This window comes from Pseudomonas sp. TNT2022 ID642 (genome assembly GCF_028656995.1).
Classification (GTDB): Bacteria; Pseudomonadota; Gammaproteobacteria; order Pseudomonadales; family Pseudomonadaceae; genus Aquipseudomonas.
Window position 1 is genome coordinate 109,247 of record NZ_JAMDGW010000019.1, and the last position, 11,690, is coordinate 120,936.

An 11,690-nucleotide genomic window follows, 5' to 3' on the forward strand; every position below is an offset into this window, starting at 1 on the left:
TGAAATGTGTGTTCACTGCAAAAACCTGTGGGAGCTGGCTTGCCAGCGATGGCGGCCGGATGGGCGCCATAAATTCCCTCGCCAGCCATCGCGGTTCTGACTAGGCTAACCACCTGCTCTTCGACGATCACCGAGGTTTGCCAATGTCCGCCCCCAGCATGACCCTGTACCACAACACGCTCTCCCCGTTTGTGCGCAAAGTGATGGTGTTGCTGCACGAAACCGGCCAGCAGGATCGCGTCGCCTTGCAAGACTGTGTGCTCAGCCCGGTCAGCCCGAGCGCCGAGCTCAATGCCGATAACCCGCTGGGCAAGATTCCCGCCCTGCGTCTGGCCGACGGCAATGTCATCCATGACAGCCGTGTGATCCTCGAATACCTCGACCAACAACACGTCGGCAATCCGCTGATCCCGCGCGAAGGCGCGGCCCGCTGGCGCCGTCTGACCCTGGCTTCGATGGCCGACGGGATCATGGACGCGTCGGTGATGGTGCGTTATGAACTGGTTTTGCGCGCGCCGGAAAAACATTGGGATGAATGGCTCGAAGCGCAGCGCGACAAGATCCGCCGCGCCCTCGCTGTACTGGAAAAGGATGCGATTGCCGAGCTGACCAGCCATTTCGATGTCGCGGCGATCAGCGTGGCGTGTGCCTTGGGTTATCTCGACTTGCGCTTCCCCGATCTGGGCTGGCGTGATGCCAACCCGCAACTGGCCAACTGGTACTTTGAGGTGAGTCAGCGACCGTCCATGATCGCCACGATGCCCAAGCCTTAAATCGGCGGCGCCTGTTCCGGCCTCTTCGCTGGCAAGCCAGCTCCCACAGGATTTGTGGTAGATCGGAGATTTATGTCATCACCGAACTCATTGTGGGAGCTGGCTTGCCAGCGATGGCACCACCTCGGTTCCACAGGCAAATACCCGATAATCCGCGTCACCAATTCATCCTTCCAGCACTGATCCTCACGCAACCCCAGCGACCGGCTCATTGCATCGCCCCGACATCAAACTCCAACGGCTTCGCCGGCTTCTGCCCAATCCCGTACCAATCCAGTTTGCGCGTCAGCACCATGAACACACCGAGCAGACCGAACAGCAGCAACGAACCCATCAACAACGCGTAATCCTCGGCGCTCAGCAAGCCATAGAGCAGGCCATACAACGCCGCCAGCCCTGCCGAAAAGCTCAAACCATGACGCACACTGCGTAGCACATGGCAGACATAAAACCCGATCAACAGCACACAAGCACTGGCCGACAACAGATACGCCAGGGCGAAGCCGATGTGTTCCGACAGCGACAGCAGCAACAGATAAAAGAACGCCAGCGCCACACCGACCAGCGCGTATTGCACCGGGTGCACGGCCAGGCTCTTGAGTACTTCGAACAAGAAGAAACCAGCGAATGTCAGGACGATGAACAGCAGCGCATACTTGATCGCCCGGTCACTCTTCAGATATTGATCCACCGGATCGATAAAGCTCACACCGAAGCTACGACCGTTGAACGCCTCGCAATCATTGCTGCTCACGCAACGGCTCATGGCGTCTTGCAGGTTGGTGGAGAAAAACGTGGTCTGCCAATCGGCGCTGAAACCTTGATCATTGATTTCACGTTTGCCCGGCAGGAAGTTGCCGACAAAGCTTGGATGCGGCCAGTTGGCAGTGAGGCTGACGCTGCTGCTCTTGCCCACCGGCAGCACCTGCAATGAACCAGTGCCTTGCAGACGCAGGTCGAAGCCGAAGCTCAGTTCCGTGGTTTTACTGGTGTCGAGCAACGGCAGCGTGACCCGCACACCTTCACCGAGCCAACCGACTTGCGTACCCGGAACGAAATCGAGGCGCTGGCCATCGAGCTCCAGTTTCAGCGCATTTTCGATACCGCGAATATCGCTGATACCGACCGCGAGAAACGGTGCATCGAACTGGTAGTCGCTGAAGTCTTCCTTGATGCCCAATTGCGCCGGCAATGAGAAATGGCCGTTGATGCGGTTATCGGCGTGGAACAGCCGCGCCTCATAAATGCCCCGCGCACGCAGTTCGGTTTGCACCTGGCCGTCCAGTTCAAATCGTTCCGGCAGGAAGTACAAACGCCCGCGTTCTTCGCCCGGTTCGTCGTAACGCTGGTTGGTTTTATCGTTGGTTTTCCAGTTGTGAATCACTTTGCGATACGGCACCACCATTACCGGCCCGCTGAGTTGCTGGCTGTAGCTGGAACTGCGGGCGATGTCTTCGAGCACGCCGTCGCGCAACTGTTGGCGGTCGTCGATGACGCCGTCGATCATCAGCAACGGGATCAGCAACAGCAGGATGAGCACGGCGATGGCGCCGAGCTTTATCGTCAGATTCTTGTTCATGGGACTCTCCCTGTTTGGATGGGCAGAGTCTGCTGAGTGGGTGTGGGGGTTTTGTGGGGGGAATGTGGAGATTGTGTGGAAAAATCAAAAGATCGCAGCCTTCGGCAGCTCCTACAGGTGTACGCAACCCTATGTAGGAGCTGCCGAAGGCTGCGATCTTTTGACGGAATCAAGGCAAGCGCAATGTCACCTCAACACCACTTTCGACATTACGAATCTGCATCGACCCACCATGCAACTTGACCACCTCTTCGACGAAGTTAAGCCCCAGCCCCGTGCTTTTCCGCCCACTGTCCGGTCGCGGCAACGAGTAGAAACGCTCAGTCAATCGCGGCAAGGCGTAATCGGGAATCGGCGCGGTTTCATTGAAGAGCCGGTAAACAATCTGCTCCTCTTCGCGCTGGGCACTGAAGCGCAACAAGCCCTGACGCGGGGTGAAATCCAGCGCATTTTCCAGCAGATTACCCAACGCCTGACGCAACAGAAACGGCTCGCCAATCAGCAGCAGATCCGGCGCGATCGTCTGCTCGACCCGCAACTGTTTTCCTTCAATCCGCGCCGCCTGCCCTTGCAACAGCTCATCAACCAAAACCGCCAGCGGCACAGCGACCCGTTCTTCCAGTCCCTGACGTTGCTCGACCTGCGCCAGATTCAACAACCGTTCGATCAACTGCTGCATCCGCGCACTTTCGCTGTCGATGTTGCCGACAAAGCGCAGTCGCTGAACCGGCGGCATGTCACCTTGCAGCAACTCCGCCGCACCACGAATTGCCGCCAGCGGACTTTTCAGTTCATGGGTCAGCGTGTGCACATAGCGCTCAACGTAAGCCTTGCCCTCTAGTTGTGTGCGCATCTGCTCAACCGCCGAGGCGAGCTGTTCCAGTTCACCACCCCGGTAATGCGGCACTTCCACCCGCCGCCCTTCGCTCACCGCTTGGGCATAACCGGTCAAACGGTGCAGCGCGCGGCTCAGCCACCACGACAACAGCGCGCCGAACAGCAGACCGAGGCCGATCAATCCGGCGCCGTAAAACAGCAAGCGCCGTTCGGTGCGATCGACATAAGGCTGCAATGAGCTGTTGGGCTTGGCCACGGTGACCACGCCGATGATCTGGCCGTTGTCACGGATCGGCGCGCCGACGTGCATCACTGACGAACTCGCGTCATTCGGATCGCTACGGCTCGAACGCGCGCCATATTCACCGCGCAGGGTCAGGTAGACGTCGTTCCAGCGCGAGTAATCCTGACCGACCGCGACACCACTGGAATCGAGCACGACGATGCCTTTGGCGTCGGTGACGTAGATGCGATGGTTGACCTGATTTTTCGGTAAGCCCCAAATGGTTGCTTGCGGCTGACGATCACCATACGCGCGCAGCAACTCCGGCCAGCGGTTCTCGCTAAGAGTGCCAGCCTTGAAATCGTCACGGAGGATTTCCGCCATCAGGTTGGCGGTATCGACCAGGGTTTCTTCGGTGGACTGGCGCACGCCGGGGCGGATTTCTTCCATCACCGTGTTGAGCACGAAATACCCGGTGAGGCCGACAAACAGCACATACACCAGAAAGATCCGCAGCCCCAAAGACATCAGCTGTGCCCCGGGCTGTAGCTGTAACCGAGACCGCGATGGGTCTGGATCGGCTCGGCGTCGGCACGCACCAGACGCAGTTTGGCGCGCACGCTTTTGATGTGGCTGTCGATGCTGCGCTCGTAACCGGCGTCGGCCGCCACGCCCAACGCATCAAGCAGTTGTTCGCGACTGAACACCCGCTCGGGTTGTTCGAGGAGGCATTGCAACAGGCGGAATTCGTGGCGGGTCAGGCTTAACGTCTGGCCTCGATAGCTGATTTGTACACGCTCGGGATCGATGCGAAACAGCGCCGAAGTGGCTTCAATCACTGGACGCGGCGCCATGCGCTTGAGGATGGCCTTGACCCGCGCCGCGACTTCACGCGGGCTGAACGGCTTGACCACGTAGTCGTCGGCGCCAATCTCCAGCCCGACCACACGATCGATCTCGGCATCGCGGGCGCTGAGGAACAGCACCGGCACTTCGCTGAAGCGCCGCAGTTGCTTGCAGGTCTCGAAACCGCTGATGTCCGGCAGGCCAATGTCGAGGATGATCAGATCGGCCGGCGTCTGCCGCTGATGCTCCAGCGCCGCCACGCCGAGGCTCAGCCACGTCGTGCTAAAGCCCTCGCCTTGCAGGGCGAAAATCAGCGTGTCGGCAATCGCCGCTTCGTCTTCGACAATCAGGATATGAGGCATGGCGTCCGAGCCCGTGGGTTAAGTGCGCGAACGGTGCCCCAAGCCTGACCTTACGTCAATGAGACCACTTAGCAGTCCGGCTTGTCGGCCGTAAAACGACGCGCCGGGTTCACTGCCGCGCCGAACTCGCGCAAGGCCTTGGCACCGATCAGCAGCGGATAGTTGAAGTTGCTGCGGTCGGTCAGGTTGACCTCAACGGTACGCTTGACGTTGCCCAGACACAGCTCCAGATCGACCACCGGGCGCTTGGCGACTTCGCTGTTTTCGCCCTCGTCCTCTTCATCCGAACGGCTCTTGATCTTGCTGATCCGCGCGACCTTGTGTTCATAAACCTTGTTGCTGGCGTCTTTGGTGCCGAGGCGGAAGCGCACCCATTCATCGCCATCACGGGTGAAGGTCTCGATGTCCTTGGCCGACAGCGAAGCGGTCAGTGCGCCGGTGTCCATCTTGGCCTTGAGCACTTCACCGCCGATTTCCGGCAGCGCGATGTATTCATAGCGCCCGTACAGGGTCGGCTCGGCGGCCATGACCGGCAGGGCGACGAGGGCAAACAGTGCAAGGAGGGATTTCACGTAAGGGGCTTCCTTGGAAAATGAGGGCGGCAGACGCGAGATTTTAGACCTTGTTCCACCCGATCGTTCCCACGCTCTGCGTGGGCATGCATCCAGTGACGCTCTGCGTCAAAGGGACGCGGAGCGTCCCGGGCGGCGTTCCCACGCAGAGCGTGGGAGCGATCATCCAACCCGCAGCATAGCGGTACAAAAGTGAAACATTCGTCAGCGCACATTTGGCCTGTCGCGCGAAGCTGCTTATCATGGCGCGCCCATCCGTTTGCAAAGAGTTGCTTATGCGCCGCCTGCTCACCGGCTGTTTCGTCACCCTGCTGCTGTTGTTCAACACCCTGATTCTGATCGGGCCGTTGCTGGTTTTCGCTCTGCTCAAACTGGTCGCCCCGGGCCGCTGGCGCGACTATGCGTCGGGGGCGGTGATGTGGATCGCCGAGACCTGGGCCGAAATCGACAAGCTGATTTTCCGTCTGTGCATCCCCACCCAATGGGACATTCGCGGCGGCGAGGATCTGCGTGGCGACACCTCGTACCTGGTGGTCAGCAATCACCAGTCGTGGGTCGACATTCCGGCACTGATCCAGACGCTCAACCGGCGCACGCCGTTCTTCAAGTTCTTCCTCAAGAAAGAACTGATCTGGGTGCCGTTTCTGGGGCTGGCGTGGTGGGCGCTGGATTACCCGTTCATGAAGCGCTACACAAAAGCGTTTCTGGCGAAGCACCCGGAGCTGGCCGGCAAGGATCTGGAAATCACCAGACAGGCCTGCGAGCTGTTCAAGCGGCAGCCGGTGACCGTGGTGAATTATCTGGAAGGCACCCGCTACACCGCTGCGAAAAGCGCGCAGCAGCAATCACCGTTTAGCCACTTGCTCAAGCCCAAGGCCGGGGGCGTGGCGTTTGTGTTGGCGGCGATGGGTGAACAGTTGGATGCGATTCTCGACGTCACCGTGGTTTATCCACAGGAGCGAATTCCGGGTTTCTGGGATTTGATCAGCGGCAACGTGCCGCGGGTGATCATCGACATCAAGACCCGTGAACTCGACCCAGCGCTATGGCAGGGCGATTACGAGAATGATCCGGCGTTTCGCCAGACGGTCCAGAGCTGGGTCAACCAGCTCTGGAACGAGAAGGATCAGCGCATCACCGAACTGCGCAGCGAGCGCGGCTGAATCAGCTACCGGTGCCGGCGCCCCAGATGCTGCCCAGGCTTTGCAGCAGCGGGCCGCCGACGCCTTGGTCACCCAGATACTTGAGCAGCACCGGGGCAAACTGGCCGACCATGCCGCTGTCCATACCCAACGCGCCGAAGGCGTTGTTCAGATCATTGGTGTCCTTGACATTACCCAGAGCGTTTTCCAGACCGGCGGACTTACCGGACTGACCGAGCAAACCGCTCAACGCAGCCAGGTTGCCGCTACCGCCCGACAGCTTGTCGATGCCCGGCACTTCTTTGGCCAACTGCGAATAATCGGTGCTGCTCAATTGGTTCTTGGCCAGGCCAAGCATGGCGCTGGTGCCGCCGACCGCTTGCTGCGGCGTCACACCCAGACCGGTGACGGCTTGCAGCAGACCCGCTGTTTCCGAGGTCGGCGCGGCGGCGGTGGCAGCATTGCCGCCCTGCATGCTCGAAGCCGCCTTGGTCACATCATCGAGACTGAAGCCGGCGAACACCGGGCTGGCCGCAAGGGTCATCAGCGAAGCCATGGCAATACCGCGTGAAATCTTCATTCAGACATCCTCTTGCGCTGTGAAAACCGCCCATTGAACGGGCAGTGAAACTGCCGGTTTGACCGGGTATCTGCCGGCATGTTCCGGCGCGGCGCATCCATTTTCATCCGGCCCGCGTATATAAAACGTGAAATCCCGGACACCCTCGCGATGAATGGCACAACCGCTGTCGCTGAACTAGCCTGTGAACAGTCCGAGTCTCGCCCTCGCGCGCTCACTCTTGCCTGGAGAGTTGTCATTTCCATCGCCGACGCCGATCAGCTGCGACAGTTGTTGGCCCAGTGTTCACTGGGTGATCGTCGCGCCTTCGAAACGCTCTATCGCAGCGTCGGCCCGCGTCTGCATGGCGTCGCCCTGCGTTTCATGGGGCGTGCGGATCTGGCCGAGGAAGTGCTGCAGGAAGCCTTCGTGCGCATCTGGAACAACGCGTCGCGCTACGAAGCGCACCTGTCAGCGCCGCTGACCTGGATGATCAACATCACCCGCAATCAGGCTATCGATCAGTTGCGCAAACACCGTGACCGACCGCTGACTGACCTCGAACAGGACGCCCTGCCGGACGAAAGTCCTTCAGCGCATGATCAGTTGAACAGCGCTCGCGAGGCTCAGACGTTGAACCGCTGTCTGGACACCCTTGAAAGTATGCAGCGCCAGTCGATCACCGTGGCCTACTTTCAGGGGTTGTCGTGCACGGAACTCGCCGAACATCTCGCCACGCCACTGGGAACGGTGAAATCGTGGATCCGCCGTGGCCTGGAACGTCTGCGCCGGTGCCTTGAATCATGAACTACCAGACCCCTGCCCTGCGCCGCGCCCTTGCTGCCGATTACGCGATCGGGTTGATGCCTGAGGCAGCGCGGCGAAGGTTTGAACAGTTGTTGCTGGATGACGCGGCGTTGAGGGCTGAACTGGCGCAATGGCAGGAATCGCTGGTGAGTCTCACCGAATCTCTGCCGGAGCTTCCGGTGCCCGATCGCGTCTGGCATGGCATCACCGCGCGAATCGAACCGCAAGTGCTGCATGTGCCCGAGAAGCGACCGTTCTGGAACTGGCTGCGCGTCACCGCTGCGCTGTGTTCAATCGTGGTGCTGGTCTTCCTCGGCTCGCTGTACAACCGCGACGACACCCGCTACCACGCCACCCTGCTGACCGCCAATGCGCAACCGGCGCTGAAGGTCGAGGCGCATGCGGATTATCTGCAAGTTGAGCCGCTGACGTTGGCGGCCGTTGATGCGGATCATAGCCTGGAGTTGTGGGTGATTCCGGCGGATGGCAAGCCGATTTCGCTGGGTGTGATTCCGGCGGGGGGCAAAGGCAAGGTTGAGTTGAGTGAGGCGCAGAAAGCCTTGATCGGCAAACCGATTGCGCTGGCGGTAAGTCTTGAACCTAAAGGTGGTTCGCCAACTGGGCAGCCGACTGGGCCGGTGCTGTATCAAGGGACGTTGGCGGCGCTGTAAAGCAAAGCCCCTCACCCTAGCCCTCTCCCAGAGGGAGAGGGGACTGACCGTGGTGTTCTCTCGATTTTCATCGACCTGAAGTACCGAGCCGAACTCGGGCCCGATAACAACGCAAATCTGCTCCCTTTCCCCCCTCTCCCTTAGGGAGAGGGCTGGGGTGAGGGTAGCTTTTTACCTTGGATTTCAACAAAAAACGGCGACCCTGAGGTCGCCGTTTTGTATTGCGCTTAAGCCTTACGCCGCACTAAACAACTTATGCGGATCAATCACAAACTTCTTCGGCACGCCTGCATCGAACTCGCCATACCCTTCCGGCGCCTGATCGAGGCTGATCACCTGCACGCCCACCACTTCGGCGATATTGATGCGATCCCACATGATCGCCTGCATCAGTTGGCGGTTGTACTTCATCACTGGGGTCTGGCCGGTGTGGAAGCTGTGCGACTTGGCCCAGCCCAGACCGAAGCGAATGCTCAGGCTGCCCATTTTCGCGGCGGCATCCACAGCACCCGGATCTTCAGTGACGTACAGGCCGGGAATACCGATCTTGCCGGCCACACGCACCACGCCCATCAGCGAGTTGAGCACGGTGGCCGGCGCTTCGGCTTTTACGCCGTCGTGACCATGGCCGCGAGCTTCGAAACCAACACAGTCCACCGCGCAATCCACTTCCGGTTCGCCCAGCAGTGCGGCGATCTGTTCGTGCAGCGGGGTGTCTTGCGACAGGTCGACCACTTCAAAACCCTGCGCCTTGGCGTGTGCCAGGCGGATGGTGTTGACGTCACCGACGATCACCACCGCCGCACCGAGCAAACGTGCGGAAGCGGCAGCGGCCAGACCGACCGGGCCGGCGCCGGCAATGTAAACGGTGCTGCCCGGGCCAACGCCGGCAGTGACGGCGCCGTGATAACCGGTCGGGAGGATGTCGGAGAGGCAGGTCAGGTCGCGGATTTTCTCCATGGCCTTGTCGCGGTCCGGCAATTTCAGCAGGTTGAAGTCGGCGTATGGCACCAGCACGTATTCGGCTTGGCCACCGGTCCAGTCGCCCATGTCGACATAACCGTAAGCGCCACCAGCACGGGCGGGGTTAACGGTCAGGCACACGCCTGTGTGTTGCTCTTTGCAGGAACGGCAGCGCCCGCACGCCACGTTGAACGGTACGGAGACCAGATCACCGATTTTCAGGTTTTCGACGTCGGAGCCTTTTTCGATCACCTCGCCGGTAATCTCGTGGCCCAGCACCAGACCGGTCTGCGCCGTGGTACGGCCGCGCACCATGTGTTGGTCGGAGCCGCAGATATTGGTGGAAACCACTTTGAGAATGACCCCGTGCTCGATCTTGCGACCGCGCGGGTCCTGCATTTTCGGATAGTCGATTTTCTGTACTTCGACCTTGCCAGCGCCGAGATACACCACACCACGATTGCCAGACATGCTTTCACCTCGCTGTTGTTTTTATGGAACCGCGTTGCCCAGGCAGGCAGCGCGTTGAGTGCTCGGTAAATCAAAAGATCGCAGCCTTCGGCAGCTCCTACATGAATCGCATCCCCCTGTAGGAGCTGCCGAAGGCTGCGATCTTTTAGCGGACTAGAGAACGACCGTGCGATTGGCGTTGAGAAACACCCTTCTTTCAATGTGATACCCAACCGCCCGCGCCAACGTCAGGCCTTCGATATCGCGCCCCTTGGCAATCAGGTCCTCAGGGTAATGACTGTGATCCACCGCCTCGACGCCTTGGGCAATGATCGGCCCTTCGTCGAGGTCGTTATTGATGTAATGCGCCGTCGCGCCCACCAGTTTCACGCCCTTGTTGTACGCCTGGTGATACGGCTTGGCGCCTTTGAAGCCCGGCAGCAGCGAGTGATGAATGTTGATCGCCTTGCCATCGAGCTTGCGGCACAGTTCCGGCGACAGCACCTGCATATAGCGCGCGAGGATCACCAGTTCGGCGCCGGACTCTTCGATCACCTGCCACACCTGACGCTCCTGCGACGGCTTGTCGTTGGGGTCGAGGGGGAAATGGTAGTAGGGAATCTGGTGCCAGTCGGCCAATGGCTTGAGATCCGGGTGATTGGAGACCACCGCTGCGACGTCCATCGACAACTGGCCGATGCGCTGGCGATAAAGCAAATCGTTGAGGCAGTGATCGGCCTTGGAAACCATGATCACCACTTTCGGCCGGTAGTTCGGTGCGGTCAGCTCGAAGATCATGCCGAAGGCCTGACCGCGTTCGGCCAGGCCTGCGCGGAAGGACTGTTCGTCGAAGCCGTCGGGCTGGCGGAATTCCACGCGAATGAAGAAACGCCCGGAGAGGCGGTCATCGAACGAGTGGTGCTCGGTGACGTAGCAGCCCTGCTCGAACAGAAAACGCGTGACCGCGTCCACGGTGCCGAGGACGCTGGGGCAGTCGGCGGTCAGAATCCATGTGTCTGGGGCGCGGCTCATGGTGCGGTGACTCCTGTTCTTTGTGCGGGGTGTCAGGTTTTTCCCTCACCCTAGCCCTCTCCCGGAGGTAGAGGGGACTGACCGAGGTGTTGTTTCGAGCTACGCCGACCTGAAATATCGCGGGTGAATATAGATCACAAAAACACCCGAGATCGGCTCCCTTCCCCCCTCTCCCCCAGGGGGAGAGGGCTGGGGTGAGGGGGTAGCTCTTGATCTGTCAGGCCTGAACGCTCAACCCGTACTCAGCCGAAGCATCCTGCAACCACAACCACCAGTAATCCGAAAAGCTGCGACGAATCAGCAGTTCCCAAGTGTCTTCAGCGGTATGGCGAATCATCAACTGCGATTTGGCGAACACCGTGCCGACCGCTTTACCGACCGGGAAGTTGTTCGGGTGCACGTCGTAGCTGGTCGACTTCATCAGCACCTGACGCACGTTCGGCCCGCTCAGTTCGAGCACTTGCTGGCCGCCGCTGACGTTGACGATCGCGATGTGCAGATCGCCCAGCGCTTCACGCAGTTGCTGTTCGGCGGCGAACTCTTCACCGCTTGGCACGATCAGCAGCCACTCGTCCGGGCCCATCCATTGCAGGCTGGTTTCGCCTTTGACGATGACGCTCAGAGCGCCGGGCAATTCAATGCCCAGGGCTTTGTGCACACCGGCAGCGAACGCGGCATCGTGGCCATCGCCACGAATGGTCAGGTGACCGAGGAGTTTCTTTTCCCGCACGATCACGCCGGCGTTCTTGCGACCCTTGCCGACCAGGCTGGCGAGGTCGGCATGGTGCAGCGACGACTCGGCCTTGGCCCCGGTGGTCGGGCGTTGTTGGTAAACATTGGCTGTGGTCATAAAGCACCTTCCTGAATTCTTGAT

The 11,690-nt window shown here is 60.0% G+C and carries 12 protein-coding genes; 4 read left to right on the top strand and 8 right to left on the bottom strand.

Annotated features, from left to right (window positions below; all coding sequences use genetic code 11):
* The first annotated feature begins 143 nt into the window (after positions 1 to 143).
* Positions 144 to 773 (top strand): glutathione S-transferase, encoded by a 630-nt coding sequence (locus tag M5G26_RS18705; protein WP_134178039.1) that lies wholly within the window; start codon positions 144 to 146, stop codon positions 771 to 773.
* Between the two features lie 208 nt (positions 774 to 981).
* Here M5G26_RS18705 and creD read toward each other — a convergent pair whose 3' ends face one another.
* The 4 genes from creD to rloA2 all read right to left on the bottom strand — a co-directional run bounded on the left by creD (position 982) and on the right by rloA2 (position 5,192).
* Positions 982 to 2,352 (bottom strand): cell envelope integrity protein CreD, encoded by a 1,371-nt coding sequence (creD, locus tag M5G26_RS18710; protein ID WP_273916193.1) that lies wholly within the window; start codon positions 2,350 to 2,352, stop codon positions 982 to 984.
* Between the two features lie 169 nt (positions 2,353 to 2,521).
* Positions 2,522 to 3,940, bottom strand: a complete 1,419-nt coding sequence (gene creC / locus M5G26_RS18715) for a two-component system sensor histidine kinase CreC (protein ID WP_273916194.1) — start codon at positions 3,938 to 3,940, stop codon at positions 2,522 to 2,524.
* Complete coding sequence (gene creB, locus M5G26_RS18720; protein WP_273916195.1) at positions 3,940 to 4,620, bottom strand: two-component system response regulator CreB; 681 nt, start codon at positions 4,618 to 4,620, stop codon at positions 3,940 to 3,942. The genes creC and creB overlap by 1 nt, the downstream gene beginning before the upstream one ends.
* A 68-nt stretch (positions 4,621 to 4,688) precedes the next feature.
* A complete protein-coding gene (rloA2, locus tag M5G26_RS18725; protein ID WP_134178044.1) occupies positions 4,689 to 5,192 on the bottom strand; it encodes a retropepsin-like aspartic peptidase RloA2 in 504 nt (167 codons plus the stop codon).
* Positions 5,193 to 5,467: 275 nt separating this feature from the next.
* Between rloA2 and M5G26_RS18730 the strand changes: the two genes are divergently transcribed.
* Positions 5,468 to 6,355 carry an acyltransferase gene (locus M5G26_RS18730; RefSeq protein WP_273916196.1) on the top strand — a complete coding sequence of 296 codons (888 nt, stop codon included), beginning with the start codon at positions 5,468 to 5,470 and terminating at the stop codon, positions 6,353 to 6,355.
* Position 6,356: 1 nt separating this feature from the next.
* Here the strand turns inward: M5G26_RS18730 and M5G26_RS18735 are convergent, their stop codons facing one another.
* The gene (locus M5G26_RS18735) at positions 6,357 to 6,914 is read right to left on the bottom strand and encodes a DUF2780 domain-containing protein (RefSeq protein ID WP_064119218.1); all 558 of its coding nucleotides are present in this window, start codon (positions 6,912 to 6,914) and stop codon (positions 6,357 to 6,359) included.
* Between the two features lie 150 nt (positions 6,915 to 7,064).
* Here M5G26_RS18735 and M5G26_RS18740 point away from each other — a divergent pair, with 150 nt between their 5' ends.
* Complete coding sequence (locus M5G26_RS18740) at positions 7,065 to 7,700, top strand: RNA polymerase sigma factor (RefSeq protein WP_273916197.1); 636 nt, start codon at positions 7,065 to 7,067, stop codon at positions 7,698 to 7,700.
* Complete coding sequence (locus tag M5G26_RS18745; protein WP_273916198.1) at positions 7,697 to 8,371, top strand: anti-sigma factor; 675 nt, start codon at positions 7,697 to 7,699, stop codon at positions 8,369 to 8,371. The genes M5G26_RS18740 and M5G26_RS18745 overlap by 4 nt, the downstream gene beginning before the upstream one ends.
* Positions 8,372 to 8,605: 234 nt before the next feature.
* Here M5G26_RS18745 and fdhA read toward each other — a convergent pair whose 3' ends face one another.
* From fdhA to M5G26_RS18760, 3 genes are all read right to left on the bottom strand, one after another.
* Entirely contained in the window at positions 8,606 to 9,805 is a 1,200-nt protein-coding gene (gene fdhA / locus M5G26_RS18750) for a formaldehyde dehydrogenase, glutathione-independent (protein ID WP_134178049.1), read from the bottom strand.
* A gap of 153 nt (positions 9,806 to 9,958) precedes the next feature.
* A complete protein-coding gene (purU, locus tag M5G26_RS18755; protein ID WP_008086918.1) occupies positions 9,959 to 10,816 on the bottom strand; it encodes a formyltetrahydrofolate deformylase in 858 nt (285 codons plus the stop codon).
* A 217-nt stretch (positions 10,817 to 11,033) separates the two neighbouring features.
* Entirely contained in the window at positions 11,034 to 11,666 is a 633-nt protein-coding gene (locus tag M5G26_RS18760) for a sarcosine oxidase subunit gamma (protein ID WP_122594760.1), read from the bottom strand.
* Positions 11,667 to 11,690: the final 24 nt, after the last annotated feature.